The sequence below is a fragment of the Pseudoalteromonas sp. SWN166 genome (assembly GCF_015864485.1).
GTDB lineage: Bacteria > Pseudomonadota > Gammaproteobacteria > Enterobacterales > Alteromonadaceae > Pseudoalteromonas.
Map to the genome: position 1 here is coordinate 1 of NZ_JADYXB010000048.1, position 22,966 is coordinate 22,966.

General features: G+C 39.6%; 19 protein-coding genes, 3 tRNA genes and 2 pseudogenes. 9 read left to right on the plus strand and 15 right to left on the minus strand.

The annotated features are described in order from the left end of the window. Positions 1–142: 142 nt before the first annotated feature. Positions 143–1,219: a hemolysin family protein gene (locus I6F49_RS18330; RefSeq protein WP_197181567.1), complete on the minus strand. Its 1,077-nt coding sequence runs from the start codon at positions 1,217–1,219 to the stop codon at positions 143–145. Positions 1,220–1,303: 84 nt separating this feature from the next. Here I6F49_RS18330 and I6F49_RS18335 point away from each other — a divergent pair, with 84 nt between their 5' ends. Together I6F49_RS18335 and I6F49_RS18340 are read left to right on the plus strand one after the other, a co-directional pair. Then, positions 1,304–3,799, plus strand: a complete 2,496-nt coding sequence (locus I6F49_RS18335) for an alpha/beta hydrolase family protein (protein WP_197181568.1) — start codon at positions 1,304–1,306, stop codon at positions 3,797–3,799. A gap of 216 nt (positions 3,800–4,015) precedes the next feature. Beyond that, on the plus strand, positions 4,016–4,720 hold the full coding sequence (locus I6F49_RS18340) for a response regulator transcription factor (protein ID WP_002957913.1): 705 nt from the start codon (positions 4,016–4,018) through the stop codon (positions 4,718–4,720). Here the strand turns inward: I6F49_RS18340 and I6F49_RS18345 are convergent. Beyond that, positions 4,717–5,583 (minus strand): annotated as a pseudogene (locus I6F49_RS18345) (YifB family Mg chelatase-like AAA ATPase); the annotation flags it as partial. The gene I6F49_RS18340 and the pseudogene I6F49_RS18345 sit on opposite strands and share 4 nt — an antisense overlap. Positions 5,584–5,650: 67 nt before the next feature. Here I6F49_RS18345 and I6F49_RS18350 point away from each other — a divergent pair. Beyond that, entirely contained in the window at positions 5,651–7,183 is a 1,533-nt protein-coding gene (locus I6F49_RS18350) for a recombinase family protein (RefSeq protein ID WP_197181569.1), read from the plus strand. A gap of 546 nt (positions 7,184–7,729) precedes the next feature. Then, on the plus strand, positions 7,730–7,888 hold the full coding sequence (locus I6F49_RS18355; RefSeq protein ID WP_197181570.1) for a hypothetical protein: 159 nt from the start codon (positions 7,730–7,732) through the stop codon (positions 7,886–7,888). 171 nt (positions 7,889–8,059) lie between these two features. On the opposite strand, the gene I6F49_RS18360 is transcribed toward I6F49_RS18355, so the two are convergent. Both I6F49_RS18360 and I6F49_RS18365 read right to left on the minus strand, forming a co-directional pair. Further along, a complete protein-coding gene (locus I6F49_RS18360) occupies positions 8,060–8,512 on the minus strand; it encodes a hypothetical protein (protein ID WP_197181571.1) in 453 nt (150 codons plus the stop codon). After that, complete coding sequence (locus I6F49_RS18365) at positions 8,512–9,366, minus strand: hypothetical protein (RefSeq protein WP_197181572.1); 855 nt, start codon at positions 9,364–9,366, stop codon at positions 8,512–8,514. Before I6F49_RS18365 ends, I6F49_RS18360 begins: the two co-directional genes overlap by 1 nt. Positions 9,367–9,609: 243 nt before the next feature. Between I6F49_RS18365 and I6F49_RS18370 the strand changes: the two genes are divergently transcribed. Then, positions 9,610–10,176, plus strand: coding sequence for a recombinase family protein (locus I6F49_RS18370; RefSeq protein WP_197181573.1), 567 nt, complete (start codon positions 9,610–9,612; stop codon positions 10,174–10,176). A gap of 107 nt (positions 10,177–10,283) precedes the next feature. Further along, positions 10,284–11,204: a hypothetical protein gene (locus I6F49_RS18375; RefSeq protein ID WP_197181574.1), complete on the plus strand. Its 921-nt coding sequence runs from the start codon at positions 10,284–10,286 to the stop codon at positions 11,202–11,204. 201 nt (positions 11,205–11,405) lie between these two features. Here I6F49_RS18375 and I6F49_RS18380 read toward each other — a convergent pair whose 3' ends face one another. From I6F49_RS18380 to nudE, 8 genes and pseudogenes are all read right to left on the minus strand, one after another. Beyond that, positions 11,406–12,137, minus strand: coding sequence for an endonuclease (locus tag I6F49_RS18380; RefSeq protein WP_197181575.1), 732 nt, complete (start codon positions 12,135–12,137; stop codon positions 11,406–11,408). Positions 12,138–12,170: 33 nt separating this feature from the next. Then, positions 12,171–12,836, minus strand: a pseudogene (locus tag I6F49_RS18385) (magnesium chelatase domain-containing protein); the annotation flags it as partial. A gap of 34 nt (positions 12,837–12,870) precedes the next feature. Then, positions 12,871–13,485 (minus strand): trimeric intracellular cation channel family protein, encoded by a 615-nt coding sequence (locus I6F49_RS18390; protein WP_007587018.1) that lies wholly within the window; start codon positions 13,483–13,485, stop codon positions 12,871–12,873. Between the two features lie 257 nt (positions 13,486–13,742). Further along, positions 13,743–13,819, minus strand: a tRNA-Met gene (locus tag I6F49_RS18395). Between the two features lie 142 nt (positions 13,820–13,961). Beyond that, positions 13,962–14,038, minus strand: a tRNA-Met gene (locus I6F49_RS18400). A gap of 79 nt (positions 14,039–14,117) precedes the next feature. Beyond that, positions 14,118–14,194, minus strand: a tRNA-Met gene (locus tag I6F49_RS18405). 206 nt (positions 14,195–14,400) lie between these two features. Then, positions 14,401–15,204, minus strand: coding sequence for a 3'(2'),5'-bisphosphate nucleotidase CysQ (gene cysQ / locus I6F49_RS18410; protein WP_197181576.1), 804 nt, complete (start codon positions 15,202–15,204; stop codon positions 14,401–14,403). After that, positions 15,197–15,769, minus strand: a complete 573-nt coding sequence (gene nudE, locus I6F49_RS18415; protein WP_197181577.1) for an ADP compounds hydrolase NudE — start codon at positions 15,767–15,769, stop codon at positions 15,197–15,199. Before nudE ends, cysQ begins: the two co-directional genes overlap by 8 nt. Before the next feature lie 61 nt (positions 15,770–15,830). Here nudE and yrfG point away from each other — a divergent pair, with 61 nt between their 5' ends. After that, positions 15,831–16,478 (plus strand): GMP/IMP nucleotidase, encoded by a 648-nt coding sequence (gene yrfG / locus I6F49_RS18420; RefSeq protein ID WP_007378908.1) that lies wholly within the window; start codon positions 15,831–15,833, stop codon positions 16,476–16,478. A 15-nt stretch (positions 16,479–16,493) separates the two neighbouring features. Here the strand turns inward: yrfG and I6F49_RS18425 are convergent, their stop codons facing one another. From I6F49_RS18425 to I6F49_RS18435, 3 genes are all read right to left on the minus strand, one after another. Next, positions 16,494–17,117: a dUTP diphosphatase gene (locus I6F49_RS18425; protein ID WP_007586550.1), complete on the minus strand. Its 624-nt coding sequence runs from the start codon at positions 17,115–17,117 to the stop codon at positions 16,494–16,496. A gap of 105 nt (positions 17,118–17,222) precedes the next feature. Beyond that, positions 17,223–17,591, minus strand: a complete 369-nt coding sequence (locus tag I6F49_RS18430; RefSeq protein WP_024592461.1) for a YacL family protein — start codon at positions 17,589–17,591, stop codon at positions 17,223–17,225. A gap of 116 nt (positions 17,592–17,707) precedes the next feature. Then, positions 17,708–17,932 (minus strand): hypothetical protein, encoded by a 225-nt coding sequence (locus I6F49_RS18435; protein ID WP_002963009.1) that lies wholly within the window; start codon positions 17,930–17,932, stop codon positions 17,708–17,710. Between the two features lie 303 nt (positions 17,933–18,235). On the opposite strand from I6F49_RS18435, the gene uvrD reads away from it, so the two are divergent. After that, a complete protein-coding gene (gene uvrD, locus I6F49_RS18440) occupies positions 18,236–20,401 on the plus strand; it encodes a DNA helicase II (protein WP_008166456.1) in 2,166 nt (721 codons plus the stop codon). After that, positions 20,379–22,448, plus strand: coding sequence for a GNAT family N-acetyltransferase (locus I6F49_RS18445; protein WP_197181578.1), 2,070 nt, complete (start codon positions 20,379–20,381; stop codon positions 22,446–22,448). Before uvrD ends, I6F49_RS18445 begins: the two co-directional genes overlap by 23 nt. Positions 22,449–22,966 lie beyond the last annotated feature (518 nt).

The window sequence follows — 22,966 nt, forward strand, 5'->3', positions numbered from 1 at the left end:
CAGTAAGACCTTTACCAGCTTGAAGTTCAGCTAATGCTTTGTTGAAATCGAAAGATTGAGTCATGTGTCACTCCTGTTTTCTTAATAATACTGAAATGACACAGATTTCTAAACACTACCATATTTAATCGGGGCTGGTTAACTAATTATCACCCCGAGTGTGTTTATCTTCTTCACTGACTATATGCGCACTGCTTGCTAAACGTTTGTGCCAACGCTGCCTTGCTACTGCGCGCATATTAGTAGATTGGTCACGCTCATCTACAATCTCTAGCCCCATTAAAGCTTCAATCATATCCTCTAGCGTTACAATACCTTGCACGTCACCGTACTCATCTACAACTAGGCATATATGCGTGCGCTTTGTTAAAAGAGTTTGCAGTAACGACGATACATTTTGAGAACTCGGCACCGTATAAATAGGCTTAATCAATTTGCTAATTTTGTAATCGGTACCTAAACGGTGAAATGCCAGCATAATATCGTTTTTATGCACAAACCCAACAATATCGTCGCTGTCTTTATCAAATACCAATATACGAGAAAATGACGACGAGCCGTGATCGTTTAAATACTGATTTACTGTTAAGTCTTTGTGGATTTTAAAAATTACAGTTCGAGGCGTCATTAAGTCGCATAATTTTGCATGTCTAAAATGCAATAAACTACGAATTATTTCGGACTCATCCTGATGTAATGCACCCGACTCCGTACCTATATCAGCCATTGCCTCTATCTCTTGACGAATATAGTAAGCCTCATCGTGCTTTGGACCCATTAAATTTGTTAGCTTTTGTGCAAACCATACAAAAGGCTTTAGCGATATAACTAAAAACCTCAAAGCGTAAGTAACACTTGGCGTTAGAGCTCGCCAGTAATTAGCCCCCAAGGTTTTAGGAATAATTTCAGAAAGAATTAATACGAGGAATGTCATAATGGCTGATGCAATACCTACAGCCGCATCGGAAAACACGACAGCTGCCTGTGCGCCTACCCCAGCAGCACCCGCAGTATGGGCAACCGTATTTAAAGTTAAAATAGCAGCTAAAGGCTGATCTATATTGTTTTTAAGTTTTTCGAGCTGTTTAGCAAGCTCAGGATGATCTTTCCTAAGTGATGCAACATAGCTGGGCGAAATACTTAATAACACAGCCTCCATCACAGAACATAAAAACGAAATAACAATCGCCACTACCATATAAACTATCAGTAAAGTCACTTTCTCTCCTCTATATTGGATATGTGAGCATAGTAACAATACATGCTATATTTGGCCAAACTTCCAATAATAATAGGCATAATAATGAAATTTAGTGCACATTGGTGTCATCAAAATAAACTATTTAAACACGCAGCGACTCTTTTAACACTTAGCAGTTTAAGCTTTGCTGCAATAGCTGCACCATTGGATAAATCAAAAATTCAATTTATCGGCCCGCTTGCCGAAGACATGCAATTAAAGCCTTTTCAAACACCTCATGGCAATGCCATTATTAATAACCTATTACCGCAACTACAAGCAGACTCAGATAGTTTTTCTGTATTTGGGAAAAAACAAAATTGGCAGCCATTTAATAAAATCAATGCACTCACTCTAGGTGGGTTACAGGCACTAAAATTTAATATCGAAACAACCCGCTTCACTCAAGGTACGCTTACCTTAAAAGGGATTGAGCAAGGTCAGCTATTTATTAATGGTGAACTACAAACTGGCGACAAGAACAGCTATAAACTGGCTTTAAGTAACAGTACTCACTCTGTTTTAATAGTAGCTCAGCAAGTAGCTAATTGGCATGACGTAACACTTGATTTTGCACCTAAAAGCGAGGTTGATAAAATAACGCTTAGCACTTCACAAACAAAACGTTTATCTGCAAAGCAATTGTTTGATGCCCCTACAATCAGCCAATTATCACTCGCACCTAATGCCAAGCAGTACGTTACTACTACTCGTACTTATAGCGATAAAACACAAAACCAAGCAAATACAGTTACTGTACTTAAAAATTCAGACAATCAAACGCTTTATCGCTTTGAAGCAGGCCAACCAAATAACATTATTTGGAGTCCAGATAACCAATATTTAGTGTATTTGTTAAATGGTGAGCTTAAACAACTTAGCCGTAAAAACTTCTCGATAAAAACATTAGCAAACGATTTAGAAGGAGCCAATGGCTTTACCTTTTATAACGAAAACAGTCTTTTGTTTAGCTGGTCTAAATCACCTGAGAGCACTAACAGCTTAACCAAGCACTATAAAGGTCTACAAGATCGTTGGTCGTATGCACGTACCACCAGCCAAATTTATATGCTTGATACTAAAAGTGGGTTAACAAAACCACTCAGCCAAGGTCCTCTTTCTTACAGCCTTGAAGATTCAAATAGTAACCGTGGCAAAATATTAATGAGCCGCCCAGTAATGGCAATGCAGGCATCAACCCACCCAGAAACAGAACTTGTTGAACTCGATTTAAAATCAAACAAGCTTTCATCCCTAGGTAAATTTAAAACATTTAACCAAGCTAAATACGCAAATAAAGATATTTATGTAGTTGCAGGCCCTGACTTTAAAAATGGCGCAGGCAGAGCGCTACCAAAAGCAATGCTTGCTAATAACTACGACGGGCAACTCTACCTACTTACTGAAGGCGGTAAAAACGTTAAAGCACTTAGCAAACAATTCGACCCAGCTATTGGCCAACTGCACGTTTTAGAAAACGGCGATGCGCTCATTAAAGTAACAGAGCAAGACACTCAACCACTTTACCTATTTGATTTAAGTAAACAGCGTTTTAAAAAGTTAAATACAGGATTGGATATTGTTGAACAATTTAGTTACTCACACGACCGTAATAGCGAAATTTTATTAAGTGGCACTAACGCTTTAGCGCCACAACAACTAAAGCGCCTTAATGTAAGTAAAAATAAAACGGATTTAATATGGGATTCAAAACCAAATAGCTATGCAAATACACGACTCCCTACATTAGAAGAGTTTAATTTTAAAAATAAAAACGGTATTGAAATAACGGGTCGTGTGTACATTCCTAGCAACTTAGATAAAACTAAAAAGCACCCGGCGCTCGTGTATTACTACGGCGGTACTTCACCAGTTAAGCGTGGTTTTACTGGTCGCTACCCATTTAATTTATGGGCAGAAAATGGCTACGTTGTTTATGTAGTACAGCCTACTGGTACAACAGGGTTTGGACAAAAGTTTTCAGCGCAGCATGTTAATGCCTGGGGCGACTACACTGCAGATGACATAATTGAAGGCACTCAAGCTTTTTTAAATAAATACGACTATGTTGATAGTAAAAAAGTAGGGAATTTAGGGGCTTCGTACGGTGGATTTATGACTATGCTACTAGCAACTAAAACCGATATATTTAGTGCCTCAATAGCTCATGCGGGTATTTCTAACATTACCTCGTATTGGGGTGAAGGTTGGTGGGGCTATTTATATTCTGGCGAAGCATCAAAAAATAGCTTCCCATGGAATAACCCTGAGCTTTACAGCCAACATAGCCCTGTATTTCATGCCGACAAAGTAACAACACCTATGCTACTTCTTCATGGTGATAGTGATACCAATGTACCTGTTGGCGAAAGCTTAACAATGTACACTGCGCTTAAACTGCTTAATAAGGACGTAGAGTTAATCGAATACAAAGGCGCCGACCACCAAATTTTTGCACGCGATAAACGATTTGATTGGTGGAACACCATGCTCGCATACTTTGATAAAAAGCTAAAAGATGAACCTCAATGGTGGGACTCAATGTATAAAAATAACTGAGCCTGAACCTTTAAAATAACGACTTAATACAGATTTATTAATAGTAGTATTAATTATTTAGCACCTTTTAATTAGTTTAAAGGTGCTAACCTCATCCTCTAATAACGTCTTATACACCTTTGAAATATTAAGTTACTTAAAACTAATAAACCCCCTTCTCAGCATTTACCTAATGGTGCTACCATACAGAGCTATAAGCATTCAAAATAAAGTACTATGGCTATTAATGTTTTATTGGTTGAAGACGATGAACTACTCGTTAAACGCATCCAAAATCACTTTGCAGATACCGAATTTACAATAGAGGTAGACCCAACTGGCGCTGATGCACTTAACATTGTAAGGCAGCGGGTAAACCTGCGCGGTGCTATATCATTAGCCATAATTGACATTGTTTTGCCAAAGCGTGATGGGCTTCAGCTGGCAAAAGAATTAAACACACTTACCGATATTGGCGTTATTGTATTATCGAGTCGTGACTCCCAAGCCGATCGTATTGCAGGCCTTGCACAAGGTGCTGATGACTATATTTGTAAGCCTGTCGATTTACTTGAGTTAGAACTTCGCATGCGCGCGCTCTATAAGCGTGTTGCCGTTAACCTAGAAGACGACGAAAGCGAAGAATTTATAGAATATGCTGACTTTAAGCTTCACCCCGATAACCGCACACTAATTACTGCTGCGGGCGTTGAGTCACGCTTAACTGAAGCCGAACATAAAGTGCTTATTTGCTTAATTAGTAATGCAGGTAAAGCCACATCCCGTGAAAAAATATCAGAAGAAATAGGCCAGCCCGATTGGAGCCCAAACGATCGTACTGTTGATGTGCTTATTGGTCGTTTACGTAAAAAATTAAATGACGAAAAAGATCAAAAACGTATTGTTACCGTTCGCGGTAAAGGCTATATGCTTTCTATTTAATACTTAGTTAATTGCGCAATAAGGCGCTCAAATGCGCGGTAATTAAGTGCTTCTTTAAGCTCATTTAAACTAATGTTTTCAGCGCCTTTTAAATCACTAATTGTACGCGCCACCTTAATTACTCTATGGTAAGAGCGTGGCGATAAAGATAACTTCTCGCTTGCTCTAGCTAAAAACTGCAACTCTGCTGGCGCCAGTACACAGTGCACACTCATTTCTTTATTATTAAGCCTCGCATTAACCTTACCTTGGCGTTTTAGCTGTAGGTAATAAGCCGCTTCAACTCTTGCTCTAACCTCAGCACTACTTTCCTCTGGCTGAGTACTTTGTAGTTCAACGCTCGTTAGACGAGGCAGTTCTATTTGCAAATCAATACGGTCAATAAAAGGTCCTGATACTCGCGATAAATAACGCATAACTTGATCGGGAGTTGCCCGCTTATCAGTATGGCTCCCTGTTGGGCTTGGATTTAATGCTGTAATAAGCTGAAACTGCGCCGGAAACTCCATTTGCCTTGCTGCACGTGAAATAGTAACCGTGCCGGTCTCCATTGGCTCACGCAGTGAATCAAGCACCTTACGCTCGAACTCCGGTAATTCGTCCAAAAAAAGTACGCCATTATGCGCCAATGAAATTTCACCTGGCTTCGGGTTTGAAGAGCCACCAACTAAAGCAACAGCTGAGCACGTATGATGCGGATTACGAAATGGCCGCTGTCGCCAATTAGTTAAATCTATGGATTGTCCAATAATAGAGTAAAGCGCAGCTGTCGAGATAGCTTCATCATCCGACATAGTAGGCATTATAGTTGCCATTCGCTGAGCAAGCATTGATTTACCAGTGCCTGGTGGACCTAAAAATAAGTTTATAATACCCTAATAGACCCCATATATTTTTCACTACATTTATATAGAGTTTTACATAAGAGTTATGAACAAGGCATACAGTTACATCCGCTTCAGTACAAAAGGTCAAATCGAAGGCAGAAGCCTCAAACGTCAATTAGAAAGCGCCCAAGAATACGCAAATAGCAACGGATTGGAACTTCAGAGCTTATCATTTAGAGACCTAGGGGTTAGTGGCTATAAGGGTAAAAACTCCTCTGATGGTGAGCTTGGTAGGTTTATAGAGGCAGTTAAAGAAGGTGTCATAGAGGAAGGTAGCTACTTACTCATTGAAAGCTTTGACCGCATGAGTAGACAGCCCGTTGAGACTTCCCTCATGCTCCTAATGACTATCGTAGACCTAGGAATAGCAGTGGTCACCCTCATGGATAGGCAGGTTTATAAAAAGGGTGAAATGAATATGCATGCCCTACTGATTTCCCTAGTCTCTATGAGTCGAGCTCATGAGGAGTCTGCAACAAAGAGCAAACGTGTGGGCGATGCATGGCATAAAAAACAGAGCAGAGCTGCTTCAGAACCCATGGGGTCCCCTCTACCATCATGGTTACACTACAGTGATGATAAAAAAGAGATATTAGTCTCAGAAGTAAAAGCCATTATAGTTAGATACATATTTCTACTTTCTGCTGAGGGCTATGGCAGAGCAGCTATTGTTAGAAGATTAAACAATGAGGGCATCCCCCCTATTAGCTCAAGGGCATCTCAGTGGCATACATCTACTATCACTAAGCTCCTAAACGGCAGAATGGTACTTGGTGAATATCACCCGCACGTCACCAATTCAAAAGGTAAACGCGAGGCCACAGGTGAAGTCATTAAAGACTATTACCCACAAGTGATAGAGGAAGATTTATGGTACAAATCACAAGCAGCTATAAAAAGTAGACGTATTGGTAGTACAGGCTCAATAAAGAAGGGACTAACTAGGAACATATTCTCTGGTTTTATATCATGCGAATGTGGCTCCTCAATACAATTCGTTAATAAAGGGAGTTCACCAAAGGGTGGGTATTATTTAGTGTGTAGTCTAGCTAGGTATGGTGGTGGTTGTAAGTATGTGAGTCACCGTTACTACTATACCCAATGGGTTATCCTAATAGCTCTACAAAAGCTGCTAAAAACCTATGCTAAAAAGCCTGAAGACACCGCTAAGACACTAAGCCTTGAAGGTGAGTTGGTCACAATACAAAAGCAAATAGATAAGCTTATTAAAGACATTGATGAGAATGGCTTTAGTACATACATCAGTAAAGCTATCCGTGACAAAGAGAACCGTATCAACGAGATAAATAGAGAGCTAGCTGACATACAAGCAGCCAAGGCTGTTAACAATGAGTCTATAGATATTACGGAACTCACAGCAAATATCAATGAGCAACCTGAGCGACTTAAACTCCACCAGCATCTTAAAAGACAACTGAAGTCTATCGTGCTTTACCCTAGCAAAAAGTCTATTGATATCTTAGTGAATGATGGTGATGATATACATTTAAACTATAATGAAAATACTGAGGTATGGACCTCAGGTGATGGCGAAGGCTTTCAATTAAACACCTGATTTTTAGAAAGTGGAATTATCTAATATTAGCTATGAGTCAAGGAAGCTCTTAAAATAATTTGTTGCTTTCAGGGTTTAAATTCGTTGTAATAACATTGTAAATGCTTAGCATGCAGGGATAGCTTAAAAGCAGTACGAGTTCCACTCAATTGGCTCATAGCTAACGACACCGCTGACAAATCGACCCTTTTACTATACAAGTTCGCTTAGCATTTTAATATCCAGCTTACCAACGGGTTCGCTAGTCTCATATCACACAAAGATTAAATAAGGAGTCTTATCAGTGAAGGCATATCTTCAAGGAAAAGTTATAGGGTCGTTCGATGGGAATACTGTTAAGGACCAAAATGGAAATGTTATCTATTGGCTGTCAGGCAAAGATGTATTTGTGCCAACAGAGTATGAAAATAAATCTCATCTACAAGTTAGCAACAAAGGCCTATCTTCAAAAGTTGGTTATTTTGATTCGATGAAATGTACCTCTGATAGCGGACAGATAATTTTCGAAGTTAAATAAGTTGAAATCTAAACATCAAGGTAAAAACAATGAATAAAATAGAAAATTGGTATTACGGGATCACTAAAGGGCAGAAGATTTTTATCTATTTAGTATCTACTGCCTTAGTACCAGTCTTTGGGATAGGTTTGTTACCATTGGCCATTCTTATTTACTTAGAGTTAGGGCTGCGTGGGAATAATCAATAACACAGTAAACTACTATCAGGTTTTATTGGGCTCAGCTCATCAACCTGATAATTTAATTCAAGTGTGACTCTTTTCATTACCTAGGGGGGAGTATAAGGGCTATTAGCTAGCCTTAGCGATTGCGTCGTGTCATACCTTTTAATAAAAACGTGTTTTATAAAAGTTGATTTTTTATCGCCCCTCTCCTGACTCCCAGCTAAGGATTACAAAAATTGAGTTAGCTGTATCATATAAATTATCTAAACTAGCTATAAATACGACTATTAATAGTACCTCAAGTATGGGCAACACAAGGCTATGTAAACCTACAACACTCTGGCTGTTTAGAAGCACCAATATCAAGAGAGCAAATACTATAAAAACTAACTGTTCAATTACTGATATCCTAAACTGCCCTAACGTTCCCTCAAAGTTTCCCCCATACTTCTGATTAATATCCTTTAGTTTTGTTAGAACGAAACTACTTGTGGTGGTATTTATTGCGAATAGAGCTATCAAAAGAGAAATTAAATTCTTATCTAAGAATTCCATCAGATAGTTAGACTCAATAATTGAACAAAAATACCAAACAATCACACTTAAGACTATGAAGAAAGAGGTTTTTTTAAAGTAGTCTAGGATCATTAACTCAACGCCCCTAATAGTATTTCTAATGATTCAGCATTTAGCGATTCAACTGTAAGCTCATCTATTTCTATTGTTTTAATTGATTGCTTCGTTCGTATGGAGCGCTTTATACCATTAACTTTTAAAACTATATCTCCGCCACCTTTAGATGCATATTCGACTAACCCATCAATTACTTCATTATCCTCTTGTATCTCTAAAGAAGCATTATCATCTGCATTTAGTTCTAAACATGTTTTATGTGAGTTTGTGTCAATATTTATCTGCTTCAAATCCACTTTTAGGGATTTTGAAATGTTTGCCATATTTGGTGAAATCAACTCAAACTTAATTGAGGTTACCTTTCCCCTATTTTTATTTATTAACTTCCAGAAACATTTCTCTTCAAATATAGCCTCAATATGCATTGAAAGCTGTAAATTAGCTAAGTGATTTTTTAGTGACTCCTTAATGATCTTTGCTACAACGCGTGTTGACGAAAAAGCTCTACTATTCTTTGATATGGCTATAAGCTGACGGTCAGACCTGTTATCGATAATGACTGTTACATGAGGCCAGTTGTCTACCAATTCTCTATTAAAGTTTTCATTTTCAATTTCTATTGTTTTTTGTGTACCCAGCTTAAACGCAAACCAGCTTTCCGTGTTTAGAACTATTTTTTGTTGAAGTGAATTACCTGAATTGCTCACCATATTAGGAAGTTTAGATATAACCTCGTGGAAAAGTATGTTTTTCTTTCTTTTTAACTCCTCTTTAGTCAATATCTCTCTGTATAAATCAGGCTGTATATTTTGAGTTATTGGTAACAGTTGATATCTATACAAGTCAAAATTAACGTTTTTATAATTCATTTTAATCCCTTAATACTCACCACTAATTACAGTAAAAATATCTATCGTCCAAGTGGTAGTTTTTATCACATTAATCACAAGCTTACTACAATATGTCATAAAAACCACATGCAACGTTCTTATTTAGGTATGCTAAATGAGAACATTATGAAAGTGCTTAAAACCGTTCTTATTAGGGTTGATTTTAAGTTAACGGCACAGTAATATTTATGGGTCTTAGATTTATAAAGGAACACTTCATAGATGAGTAACCATCAAACTATCGCATATATTCGAGTTTCATCCTCTCAACAGTCCACTGATAGACAATTGGTTGATGTGGCTTACGATAAGAAGTTTATTGAAAAGGCCTCAGCTAAAAGCACTGAACGCCCACAGCTAAACGCTATGATGAACCATGTTCGTGAAGGTGATGAAGTGGTGGTTCACTCTATGGATAGGCTAGCCCGTAATACCAAAGACTTACTAGAGATTGTTGAAAGCCTAAAAGCTAAAGGAGTCACAATAAGGTTTATAAAAGAAAACTTAACCTTTACCGCTGGTGGTGAAAACTCAATGAACAACCTAATGCTTACAATGCTTGGTGCAGTGGCTCAATTTGAACGTGAACTCATATTAGAGCGTCAACGTGAAGGCATTGAAGCAGCAAAGAAGAAAGGGCTTTATAAAGGTCGTAGCGCTACCATAAACAGAGAAGAAGTCATGAAAGATATAAATAGTGGTCTCTCTGTACGTAAAACATCAGCTAAACATAATATTGCTGTAAGTTCAGTAAGTCGCATAGTGAAAGAATCGAAGCAAGAAAAGTAATATACCTTCCCAAAACACCAGAATCCCCGCACGAGCGACACGGCACTTAGATTCGTTCGCTAATTATATTAGTGCATAAAATATAGAGAGAATTAAGGAGCCCTTCAATGGCAAAACAACGCCCTGTGACCTGTAGAGAGTGCGGTAAGCGTAGAGTAAAAGCATTAACAACTAATCCAATTACAGGTAAGCAGCGTCGCTCTACGATAAGCATATGCCAAGACTGCCACACTAAGACCATTGACTATAAGTTCTTTAGTAGCTCATTTGGTCAATGGTTACGTAGGGCCTTCCAACGTCAGTGTACAAACTCAATACCTGCTGATACCAATGAGTTAAGAGGTCTAATTCACCTGTGGAAGTTCTATCGTAAAGCGTGTGGATTTCAAAGCGATGGTGAAACAGTTACCAAAACTTATGAATACCACTTGTGTCATATAGACCCACTTAAGGGTGAAGGAGACCTAGTAGGTAAGCTTACGCCCTCTAATCTTATGATTGCACCAGCGTCAATTAATAGAGAACATTCAAACACCCCCTTCCCTTACAGCGCTCAACAGTCAGTACAAAGAGGCGATGAGATAACTGATGACAACTTTAAGCAGATATGTCGAGAAAGGTACAATCTGCCATTACTAGCAGCAGAGTTCTGTTTAATACCCCAGAAAAAAGACAAAGCATTGCCAGTTTTTGGGTCAAGAGGTGTAGATATACCAACTACTTTATCTAAAGAATTAAAACGTCTTGGCTTCCCTGTAGAGCATTTTATTGGAGAAAGCTTTTGTGATGGATACGACGAAACGGCTGAAGCCCTTGCGATTGATGTCTTTGATACGTTTTTTAAAGTTGGTGGGACCCTTGCTTTAGCACACTTAAAACAATACAAAGAAGAAAGTCCAGAAGATGAACTTTTAAGTAGCGATATCATGGATAAAATTAAATATGACTTCACATTGCCTTCAGAGAAAATAAGGTTATCGAGAGAAAAGAAAAAACAAAGAAACCTATGGGAAGATATTGGCTTTTAAGCCTATCCTATAGTTATCCTATGTAATTCCCTTGAGAGTCTTTATATATAAGGCCTACAGGGGAATTAGCACCATGCAGTAAACCACTATATACCTCATGTGGTAAGCGATAAGTTTAACTTCATGAGTCCGTATAGTGTGTTATACGAAAGCTCTTTGAGTGGAAACCACTAATAAGAATAAACATTAAGTACCTAGTGTTCACTTTTTAGATTCATTATGTAATTCTAATGGCGCTTTGATAAACATATCGACATAAGCGTTAGAGTTACCCTGAAGCTCCTTTATCCTAGCATTCCTAATGAACTCCCACTCATCAGGAGGATCACTAAGAGACCACCTAAGGAACATTAAGCGTTCTTCCTCAGAAAGATTCACACCATGTTTATAACTCATATAAAGCCATATCCTAGCCAATTCACCTCGAATCTTCTCTGAAGGCTCTACGATATCTTTAGTCCACTCAAAATCACATTGCCCAAGCTCTCTGGCTTCCCCTTCGATAATCCCATACCTAGAGTCAGACCTTATACGGTTAGCCTGCCCTACTGAGGGAACAAGATTATGCAAATCAAATATAATGGCTTGAGCCTCTTTGGAAGTTCTCTCACACACATTACGACTACCATTAACCCAACAATTCATTTGCCTTGCGGGTGTTAAAGAAGCTGGTACAACATGCTCCCAATCTAAGACTGTAATTGCGTTTTTATACTTTGCTTTAGAGCCATCATAACCACATGAAGCTGTATCTATGACACCCCCACTGTCACCTTTAGGCTGATACAAACAACCACAATACTTTGTAATCGTATATCCAGAATAAACTTCATCCCTTGCGACTTCCTTAGCTCCAGACCAAGACGTAGGAACATACGCCCCTTGGGCTAAGCTGGTGGCTAACGTAAAGAATAAAAGACAAAAAGACTTCATTACTGACCTTTAAGGAGTAAAATTAATTATGGGTCCATTAGGACATTTAAGTAATAAATTATGCCCGCCAGCTGCAGCAATTTCGAGTACTCGCTTTGCACCGGGCTGACCTTTCACATCGCTTAAATCAAGTAAAAAGTCAGGGGCTTGTGTGCAGTCGGGATACTCTATATTTAATGGTAAGGGTTGTTGATTAAGTAAATCCCCCCACACTTCTTGAATAGAGCTTACGGCTTTGCGTTTAACGCCATTAACTAGGCTTGCTAGGCTGTCGTTTGCAATAGGTAAAAAGCAGCAACGATCTTGCTCTTTTGCAGCAAGTACCGAAGGTAAAATAGCGTTTACACCACGCACCTCACCATTAAGAGCAAGCTCACCATAAAACTCGTACTTGTGAATATCAGGACACACTATTTGCCCAGAGGCGACTAAAATACCCACCGCAATAGCAAGATCAAACCGTCCGCCATCTTTTGGCAAATCGGCAGGGGCTAAATTTACAGTTATTCGTTGATCGGGAAAACCAAATTGTGAGTTTTCGAGTGCGCTACGTACTCTATCTTTTGATTCTTTAACGGACGCTTCGGGCAGGCCTACTATATGAAAAGCGGGTAAACCATTTCCTAGGTGAACTTCTACAATAACTTCAGGGGCATTTATACCCACTTGAGCACGAGAAAATATACGAGCTAACGACATTCCTTATCCTAGTAAATGGTGTGATTACACCAGTTTAGTCAGGATATTTAAAAACGTGTAATGTGATTTGCCATTTTATAGCAGCTAAACGAAGTAATAAGGTCATTAACATACCTAATACCATCGCCATTTCGGTTACTAACGAAAAACTAATGCCAAGCGTATAAACAGTGCCACCCGCTATACAGGTAATAGCGTAAAGCTCACCTTTTAATAGCATAGGGATCTCGCGTGCAAGCACATCTCGAATTAATCCACCAAAGCAGCCTGTAATTACAGCCATAATTACCGCTGTCATATCGGGCATACCAACAAGCTGCGCTTTTTGCGCCCCCATTACTGCAAAAAAAGCTAAACCAAACGCATCCGCTGTTTGTAAAATATAATGAGGTATCGGCTTTTGTTTATTTATAAGGCGTGTTGTAACAAATACTGAAGCTAGTATGGCAAAAAAGTAACTTTGATCGTGTAACCAAAACACAGGAACATCTAAAATTAGATCTCGCACTGTACCACCACCAATAGCAGTTACCGTCGCTAAAACTACGACTCCAAAGCCATCCATTTTTTTTTCGTACGCTAGCAAAGTGCCCGACACAGCAAACACCGCAATGCCTATTAAATCAAACCAGTGGTAAAGTTCAGTCATACTTGTAACAACCCAAAAACATTTGTGCCGTTTTAACACAAACTAAACAAAGTTTTAAGTAATAACGATTTATTTTAAGAAGTTTATAACATTTTTGAAGTGTATCTCAGGGGTGTCGGGAGCTTGTGCTTATGAGAAGTGAATGCCCCACACGGTGAAGACGATCTTTAAAGAATAAGCCAAATCACTACACTCATCAAATTTCAGGCATAAAAAAACACGCTTTAAGCGTGTTGTTTCATTCTTATTTATTTCAGTGGTTGCGGGAGCCGGATTTGAACCGACGACCTTCGGGTTATGAGCCCGACGAGCTACCAGACTGCTCCATCCCGCGCCTGAAATTGTATACTTGTTTAAAGTTGCTTACATTACAACTTGGCTTCCAATTTAAAAATTTATTGCGGGAGCTGTGAAGGTGAAGAGTGAACCGACGACCTTTTAAAACTACCTATTGCACTAAATCTTTATAAAATAATTGGTTGCGGGAGCCGGATTTGAACCGACGACCTTCGGGTTATGAGCCCGACGAGCTACCAGACTGCTCCATCCCGCGCCTGTATATTTTAAGTCTATCGACTACTTTATTTTATCTCTTAAGCTAGAGTTTACAGTAACCAAATCTTATAAAGAATTGGTTGCGGGAGCCGGATTTGAACCGACGACCTTCGGGTTATGAGCCCGACGAGCTACCAGACTGCTCCATCCCGCGCCTGTAATTTCTTTAAAACATTTTCGTAATATTTACGAGCCTGCCTTGAAGAGAGCGCTACTATATAGGAATAAACATTTAATGCAAGGCCTAAACTAATTAAAGTTGTTNTGCCTTGAAGAGAGCGCTACTATATAGGAATAAACATTTAATGCAAGGCCTAAACTAATTAAAGTTGTTCAACCGAACAAAAAGCAATCAAATTGCTATTCTGCGATCAATCTTTGATGTGGATTAATCATTTTTTGCCATTCCCAGTCGGGATGTCCCATCACTATAAAGTCAGGGTTCTCAGTACTCTCTCGCTGGTTGTACGTTAGCGGGTTAAACTCTGCATCAGTAATACAACCACCGGCTTCTTCAACAATAACTTGTGAAGCACCTGTATCCCACTCTCCCGTTGGACCAATTCTTAAAAAACAATCTGCTTTGCCTTCTGCAACAGTACAAGCTTTTAAAGAACACGAACCAATAGCAATAGTTGTAAATTGACTATTTAAATACTGACTCACCGCTTCTATTTTTTGGCGGCGGCTCACTGCAAGCGTCAAGTTCTCTGGCGGCGCTACAGATATTTGTTTATCAATTGAGTTTTCACGTTTAAAGGCACCATTTTTAGCGGTAGCAAAATAAGTCACCCCTTTTGCAGGCCAATGAATAACCCCAAGCACTGGATGATTATTTTCAATCAATGCAATATTTACTGCAAAGTCGCCACTTTCTAAAATAAACTCGCCTGTGCCATCCATCGGATCGAGTAACCAATATCGCTGCCAATCTTGTCGGTCGGCGAGTGCTGGTATAGGTGTTTCTTCCGACATAATTGGGATATCGGGCGCAAGTGCTTTTAATCCAGCAACCAATACGTCATTTGCTGCTAAATCAGCTTTGGTAACAGGCGTGTTATCTGATTTCTCTTGTTGGCCAATATCGCCTTTTTTATAAATGGCCATAATTGCATCGCCAGCACGCTCAGCTAATTCAATACACGGTTCGATTAATTTATTCATCGGCAGCTCCAGACGCTAAATACTTATCTAATAATAGCAAACCTGCAACACTGCGTGCTTCGGTAAAATCTTCTTGGTCTAATAATGACTGCCACTGAGTTAATGGCCACTTAACAACAACAAGCGGCTCTGGTTCGTCGCCAATAAGGGTTTGTGGATATAATTGCTTAGCAAACAAAATATGCATAGTGGCATTAAAGTAACTTGGCGCCATTGTTACTGTTCTTAATGGTTTAAAATACTCAGCACCAAAGCCAATTTCTTCTTTAAGCTCTCTGTTAGCAGCTTGCTCTGGCGTTTCGCCCGGATCGATTAAACCTTTAGGAAAGCCCAACTGATAGTCGTTTGTACCCGCACAATACTCACGTACAAGTAGTAGTTCGTTGTCTGCACTCAACGGAACAATCATGACAGCTCCCCGGCCACCGCCGCGAATTCGCTCATACTGGCGTTCTTCGTTATTAGAAAACTTGAGTTCTAAAGACTCCACAGTAAACAGGCGGCTTTTAGCGACAACGTTGTTACTTAGGATTTGTGGTGGTACTGGGTGCTTTTTCTGTGTCATTGGCGTTAATTTGCTATCATGGCAGTTAGTTCAATAATAAACCTTATAAGTTGAAATTCCTATGTTAAATTGGTCAAAAATCGATACCGTTTTGCTCGACATGGATGGAACATTACTCGATTTACATTACGACAGTCATTTTTGGCTTAACGTTATTCCTGCGCAACACGCATTAGCAAGGGGCATTAGCCTAGATGCAGCTAAAGCAGATATTTTAAAACGCTATCAAGCTGTGAGCGGTCAAATACAGTGGTATTGTTTAGATTATTGGGAGCAGCAATTAAGCTTGCCTATAATGGAGCTTAAACGAGAGTCTCAGCATTTAATTAAAATGCGCGAAGACGTACCTCATTTTTTAACTGAGCTTAAAAAAGCAGGCAAAGAGTTAATTTTACTTACCAACGCCCACCCTGAGAGTGTCATGCTTAAATTTGAGCATACAGCGATTGATAACTACCTAGATGGCGTAGTGTCTACTCATGAATATGGAGTAAGTAAAGAGCAACAAAGTTTGTGGCACCAAGTACAAAAAGACTTAGGGTTTAATAAGCAGCGCACTTTGTTTGTAGATGACAGTGTGCCGGTTTTGAATGCCGCACGAGAATACGGCATTGAGCACTTACTTGCAGTTGCTAACCCAGATAGCCAACAACCACATAACGAAATAGCCGATTACCTAAGTGTTACCGACTATCGTAAGATTATCTAACTCAACTTACGTGACTTAAATTTTTGGGTAACGCGCTTCTAGCCCTTGATATACTAACTTTGCAAAATCTGCATGTTCTGTATCAAGGCTTTTAACTACTTCAACTAAATGCTCGTTATCTTCTTGCCCATTCCATTCTTTAATATAGCTACCATCTTTGTAACCGTGATCTTGGCGGAAAAAGTTTAACGTGTTTTTACCTACGTAGCCGCGATATAAATCATCAATATCCATACCCATTTGCGCCATACAGCCGGCAAAGGCACCTGCATTAAACGTTTTATCAGCAACAGCAGACGCCGCCAATATCTCTAGTGTTTGTTTAAAGTCATCAGCTTGTTGAGCATTGCTAAGCTCAGTTTCAAGTTGCTTTGCTAAGTCTTCGTAGCTAGTTTCACCGTCAATTCTAAGTGATAGACCAAAATGAAAAATATCAACCAACTCTAAAATAACTTGTTCAGTATCTGGTGTTTGTTTTTTCCACCATTTCCAACCATGATGATCCAACATTTCAGCACACTCAACCCAAATAGCGCGGTACCATTCAAACCCTTGAGTAAACCATTGCTCATGTACTTTAGTATTCATGGCGTTTTGCATTTCTAGCATCACTACTAGCTTGTTTAAATTGGCAGACATATCAGTTCCTGTCGTTTTGATTGGCGTAATGTTCGTTGGTGTAATAATACAGATAAAATGCTGATTGTGCATTGCTGTATATTTTTATTAGTGTGCTAGTTATGTTTATCGTGACGTCGTAAACTCATGCCATGAATCAATTAAATCAATGAAATCTTCAAAGCCACAACCACTACTTAAACCATTTTCTTCAAGCGCTAAATCGTCATCTTGATACGCTATTAGGTCTTCGCTGTCTTGATGAAGCGCATGGGCTTCAAATAATGCTTCGTCTTTCGTTAATATTAAATCTATTTCTTGGCCTTTTAACGTTAGCGGCTCATAGCTTGAACTCACCGATGCAATAAGCGCTTGCACCATGGCTACTTTGTCTTTGCCTATTTCTTCGTTTAGCCAGCGACCAATAATAGCGTGTTCACTGCTTATTTTAATACGTAGCCCACTAATAGGGTCGCGAATAAATTGATATTCCATAGGGTTTGCCTGTAAATCTTTAATTGGGTAATTATATACGTAAACGCCCGTAAACCACAGGACATATAAAGTAAAATAGCGCCACATGGGCGCTATTTTACTCAACTTGAAAACCGTTAACTTCGCGATCTATAACGCGCTGCGTCAATAATCGACCATAAGTAAATAATAGGCACAAGTACAAAGCCTACAAGCACATAAATTAGTGCGTAACTTATTATAATAGCGAGTGCAAAAAATATAGCCGCTAAAATACGCCCTTGCACTAACTGCCCTAAACCAGGAAAAAATATATTACATAATGCTGCGATTACGTTACCGCCAGAACCTTGATCTGCCATACTAACCTCTGTATTTATTTAATTTTATAATTATTTACTTACACACTTTATGCCAATTTATTAAAGCTTACAAATCAAATAGTTAAATTAGTCTAGATTTAAGGAGTTAGTAAATTTTGCTAAAATTAGGTCAAATTAGCAATTTCTGTTATGCGTTTGCACTTTTCCGCTTGTTTAAATAAGTAGCAAGTCACTCGTTTTGAACACTATTTTATAAATAGCTGTTTATAAAAACAGTATTTTATTTAGCCTAACAAAAACACCTGTTATACTGCCCACAATATTGATTAAAAAGGCGTAACGATGGACGTTTCACAATTACTCGATGGCTTAAATGACAAACAACGCGATGCCGTTGCAGCCCCACTACAAAACATGCTGGTATTAGCAGGTGCTGGGTCTGGTAAAACACGAGTGTTAGTTCATCGTATTGCGTGGCTTATGCAAGTTGAGCAAGCCTCCGCTTACAGTATTTTTGCAGTTACCTTTACTAATAAAGCAGCTAAAGAAATGCGTAGCCGCGTTGAAGAAACACTAAAAGCCCCTGTAGGTGGTATGTGGATTGGTACGTTCCATGGTTTATCGCATCGTATTTTACGTGCTCATCACCGTGAAGCTAACTTACCAGAAGCCTTTCAAATTTTAGACTCTGACGATCAGCTTCGGATGATCAAGCGCTTATTAAAATCGATGAATATTGATGATAAAAAATGGCCTGCTAAACAATTTGGCTGGTACATAAGCGCCAAAAAAGATGAAGCACTTCGCCCTAAAGATATTCAAGCATACGATATTAATGAGCAAATGATGCTGCGTGTTTACGCCGCCTACCAAGAAGCCTGTGATAGAGCAGGTTTAGTCGACTTTGCTGAAATATTACTACGCAGCTACGAAGTGTTAAAAAATAACCCTACGTTACTGCGTCATTATCAGCAACGCTTTGCACATATGCTAGTAGATGAGTTTCAAGATACAAATACCATTCAATATGCATGGTTAAAGTTACTTGCTGGCGATACAAATAGCATTATGATTGTAGGCGACGATGACCAAAGCATTTATGGTTGGCGTGGTGCGAAAATCGAAAACATTAAACGTTTTTTAACTGACTTCAGCGCAGAAACCATTCGTCTGGAGCAAAACTACCGTTCAACTGCAACTATTTTGAAAGCGTCTAACGCATTAATTCAAAATAACTCAGAACGTATGGGTAAAAGCTTGTGGACCGACGGTAACGATGGCGAGCCAATCTCTATTTATGCAGCATTTAATGAGTTAGACGAAGCCCGCTTTGTAAGTAGCAAATTACGAAGCTGGTTAAATGCAGGTAATGCGCTGCAAGATGCAGCAATTTTATACCGTAGTAACGCGCAATCTCGTGTACTCGAGGAAGCCATGCTGCAAGAAGGCTTAAAATACCGTATTTATGGTGGTATGCGATTCTTCGAACGACAAGAAATTAAAGATGCGTTGTCGTACTTACGCCTAGTCGGTAATCGTCAAGACGATGCCGCATTTGAGCGTGTAATTAATACGCCAGCACGCGGTATTGGCGACAAAACATTGAGCCATATACGCGACTGTGCACGAGCAGAATCGTTACCGCTTTGGTATGCCGCAAAAGCAATTGTAGAACAACAGCATTTATCTGGCCGTGCCTCTGGCGCAGTAAGTAAGTTTGTAGAGCTCGTTGAACAAATAGAAGATAAAATTAGCGATCTAACTTTACATGAGCAAGCCAAGTACACAATTCAAACCTCAGGCTTGATGGCAATGTACCAAGCTGAAAAAGGCGAAAAAGGCCGTGCTCGCGTAGAAAACTTAGAAGAGCTAATTAGCGCATGTGACCAGTACGAACTTCCTGAAGACGAAGAATACAGCTCGCCTTTACAAGGTTTTTTAGCACATACCTCACTTGAGTCAGGTGAAGGGCAAGCAGAAGAGCACGAAGACGCCGTACAAATGATGACGCTTCACTCAGCTAAAGGCTTAGAGTTTCCGTTAGTGTTTATGGTAGGCGTAGAAGAAGGCATGTTCCCTTCTCAGCAAAGTAACGAAGAGTCTGGCCGTTTAGAAGAAGAGCGCCGCCTTTGTTATGTAGGCATGACACGAGCAATGGATAAGTTATACATTAGCCATGCTGAGAGTCGCCGCTTATACGGGCAAGAAAAATACCATAGCCCATCACGCTTTTTACGCGAAATCCCTGAGGACTGCGTTGAGGAAATCCGTATTAAAACACAGGTTTCTCGTCCACCTGCTGCCGGGCGTTTTAGCGCATCAGTTAGCCATGCCGCATTTGAAGACAGTGGCTTTAACTTAGGTCAACGAGTACTTCATGCTAAGTTTGGCATTGGTACCGTACTTAATTACGAAGGCAGCGGCGCGCAATCTCGCGTACAAGTTAACTTTGACGACCTTGGCAGTAAATGGTTAGTAACGGCCTATGCACGATTACAAGCTGTATAAAGCTCACCTAAATGAGTTAGAACAACAACTAGCTGGCGCGTATCATCGTCAGCTAGTGTTGATTACGGGCAGCCCAGCTTGGTGTTATGAATTACTTAACTCATTAATAGATGAAAACAATACACTTGTTGTCTCAAAGCAGCGTGCGCTTAAAAATTCATACTGGCCTACTCGCACTCACCAAATTTTAGGGCAAGAATTTGCTCATGCTGTTTACGACGGTTTTAGTGGTTTGCACCCAGATAAACTTGCAGCACTTTCCGGCACCGTTAAAGCCGGTGGTATGCTGTTTTTATTACTGCATGAATTAGGTGACTTACCTACTTGGCAAGACCCTTCATTAAGTACAGTACAATCACACGGTCATACCATTAACTACAGTTTATTTAATCAACGTTTCGCAACTGTTATTAAACAATTACCTGCTTTTCATTTTAGTGAAAAAAATGGCTGTATTGATCACAACTCCAGCTTTGTTACACATAATAAAATTGATTATCAACCTCAGCAAAGCTGCGTTGAACAAATAGTTAAAGTGGCTAAGGGCCGTGCCAACAGACCTTTACTTATTAATGCCGATAGAGGCAGGGGTAAGTCGGCAGCACTCGGCCTCGCAACAGCAAAACTGACTGATAAAAAAGTAATTATTTGTAGTACTCAGTTTAAAGCGACCCATAGTAGCTTTAAACATTTAGCCAACGAGTTAAGCCTGCAATACAATGCTGAACATAAACAGCTCGCCAACTTGCACTACGTTGCACCTGACGCGTTATTAAACACACTACCTGAGTGCAATTTATTACTAGTAGATGAAGCTGCAGCAATCCCTGTTCCGTTATTACTACAAATGCTAGCTAATTACCCTCGTATAGTATTTGCAAGCACTCTGGTTGGGTATGAGGGCAATGGCAGAGGTTATACCATTCGCTTTAGTAACTATATTAAAGCGCACTATAAAGCCTCTAAAGTTGTAACACTGGATGAGCCACTGCGCTTTGCTAAACACGATCCCCTTGAGCAACACATTCGCACACTGTTTGCACTCGATGCACAATATAATGAGTTAAGTAGTAATCAATTAGAACAGCCAGTTCATAGTGAAATAACTCAGCAATCCCTTGTAAACAATGAGCCATTACTGCAGCAAGTTATTGCCCTGCTTGCATTAGCTCACTATCAAAGTAGTGTAAACGACTTACGCCAACTACTAGACGCACCATCGCAACGACTATTTATTAGCAAAATTAATAATCAATTAGTTGGCGTATGCTTAATCGCCATAGAAGGTGGTTTGAGTGAAGAACTTGCCCTACAAGTTATAAGTGGAGAGCGTCGTCCGCAAGGACATTTAATGGCGCAAGCACTCTCACAACTTAGCTTTAATAATGACTGTTTAACACAACTGAGCGCTCGCGTTGTACGAATAGCGATTGATCCGAGTTCTCACAATATAGGGCTTGGTAAAAAGCTACTTAGCTATTGCGAGTCGCAAGTAAAAAACCAATGTAGTTGGTTTGGTGCAAGCTTTGGCGCAACAGCGCAGTTACTTAATTTTTGGCAGAACCAAGGATTTGATACCATAAAACTGGGTTATCAACGCGATAAAAGCACAGCTGAACATTCAGCGCTTGTGGTTAAATGCTTAAATAACAAAAGTGCAATTATCCAACCTTTGAAAAAGCAGTTTAAAAACGACTTTTTTTATGGGCTTTTAACACACTTTAAAACACTAGATTGGCAACTTGTAAGTATTTTAATTGAAGGGCTTAGCGATGAGTTAGTAGGTCTAGAGATTCGCGAAAGATTAGTCTTGCTCGTAAACAGTAACTTCACTCAATTTAGTATCTCTGCGACTCTTTGGCAGATAATGAACCAGTCTCCTTCTTGTATGTCTCAATTAACAGAGTCTGATAAACAACTCTTAATAAAGTTAGTACTACAAAATGAAAGTAATGAAAAAGTGATTCAATACTTAGGTTTATTAGGAAAAAAACAGCTTGAGAATCAATTTAAACGTGCCATAAAAAACCTCACTAGTACAATTTAATAATCTTTAGTTGCCCTATCTCTGTTAAATTTCATCCATCTTTAAGCTATTTATTTAATCCCAGACAGCGAAAAACCCGTTACATTTCTGTAACGGGTTTCTTTAATTTGAAGTCGGTGCAGGGTGTCGTGGTGCCCACTGCGGTAGAGAGGCACAGTGAAATTCTACACTATCTTTGTGTCGGGGCGGCCTTCCGCGGGGCTCGCCTCGAGCTGTTTTGTTTCACTACTGAGTTCGGTATGCGCTCTTGGCTATTTAATAAATTCCAGATAGCAAAAAAACCGTCACATTGCTGTAACGGGTTTCTACAATTTGAGGTCGGTGCGTTACGCAGTAGAATGTCGTAGTGCCCACAGCGGTAGAGAGTCACGTAGCAAATGCTACGATATCGGCCGACTGAGATATTGAGGGATTTTGTTGTGATTCTAGCGTCGGGAGTCGCTTCGCTCGCCCGACCTACGTGATGGGTGTTGCTGTGAGTGGATGTTAATTACGCAAATTTCACTTTTCTGCAGACG

Excerpts from the sequence above, each read along its gene's own strand:
- I6F49_RS18335 (WP_197181568.1), top strand. The coding sequence starts at position 1,304 with ATGAAATTTAGTGCACATTGGTGTCATCAAAATAAACTATTTAAACAC.
- I6F49_RS18340 (WP_002957913.1), top strand. The coding sequence starts at position 4,016 with ATGGCTATTAATGTTTTATTGGTTGAAGACGATGAACTACTCGTTAAA.
- I6F49_RS18350 (WP_197181569.1), top strand. The coding sequence starts at position 5,651 with ATGAACAAGGCATACAGTTACATCCGCTTCAGTACAAAAGGTCAAATC.
- I6F49_RS18355 (WP_197181570.1), top strand. The coding sequence starts at position 7,730 with ATGAATAAAATAGAAAATTGGTATTACGGGATCACTAAAGGGCAGAAG.
- I6F49_RS18360 (WP_197181571.1), bottom strand. The coding sequence starts at position 8,512 with ATGATCCTAGACTACTTTAAAAAAACCTCTTTCTTCATAGTCTTAAGT.
- I6F49_RS18365 (WP_197181572.1), bottom strand. The coding sequence starts at position 9,366 with ATGAATTATAAAAACGTTAATTTTGACTTGTATAGATATCAACTGTTA.
- I6F49_RS18370 (WP_197181573.1), top strand. The coding sequence starts at position 9,610 with ATGAGTAACCATCAAACTATCGCATATATTCGAGTTTCATCCTCTCAA.
- I6F49_RS18375 (WP_197181574.1), top strand. The coding sequence starts at position 10,284 with ATGGCAAAACAACGCCCTGTGACCTGTAGAGAGTGCGGTAAGCGTAGA.
- I6F49_RS18380 (WP_197181575.1), bottom strand. The coding sequence starts at position 12,137 with ATGAAGTCTTTTTGTCTTTTATTCTTTACGTTAGCCACCAGCTTAGCC.
- I6F49_RS18390 (WP_007587018.1), bottom strand. The coding sequence starts at position 13,485 with ATGACTGAACTTTACCACTGGTTTGATTTAATAGGCATTGCGGTGTTT.
- cysQ (WP_197181576.1), bottom strand. The coding sequence starts at position 15,204 with ATGAATAAATTAATCGAACCGTGTATTGAATTAGCTGAGCGTGCTGGC.
- nudE (WP_197181577.1), bottom strand. The coding sequence starts at position 15,769 with ATGACACAGAAAAAGCACCCAGTACCACCACAAATCCTAAGTAACAAC.
- yrfG (WP_007378908.1), top strand. The coding sequence starts at position 15,831 with ATGTTAAATTGGTCAAAAATCGATACCGTTTTGCTCGACATGGATGGA.
- I6F49_RS18425 (WP_007586550.1), bottom strand. The coding sequence starts at position 17,117 with ATGTCTGCCAATTTAAACAAGCTAGTAGTGATGCTAGAAATGCAAAAC.
- I6F49_RS18430 (WP_024592461.1), bottom strand. The coding sequence starts at position 17,591 with ATGGAATATCAATTTATTCGCGACCCTATTAGTGGGCTACGTATTAAA.
- I6F49_RS18435 (WP_002963009.1), bottom strand. The coding sequence starts at position 17,932 with ATGGCAGATCAAGGTTCTGGCGGTAACGTAATCGCAGCATTATGTAAT.
- uvrD (WP_008166456.1), top strand. The coding sequence starts at position 18,236 with ATGGACGTTTCACAATTACTCGATGGCTTAAATGACAAACAACGCGAT.
- I6F49_RS18445 (WP_197181578.1), top strand. The coding sequence starts at position 20,379 with ATGCACGATTACAAGCTGTATAAAGCTCACCTAAATGAGTTAGAACAA.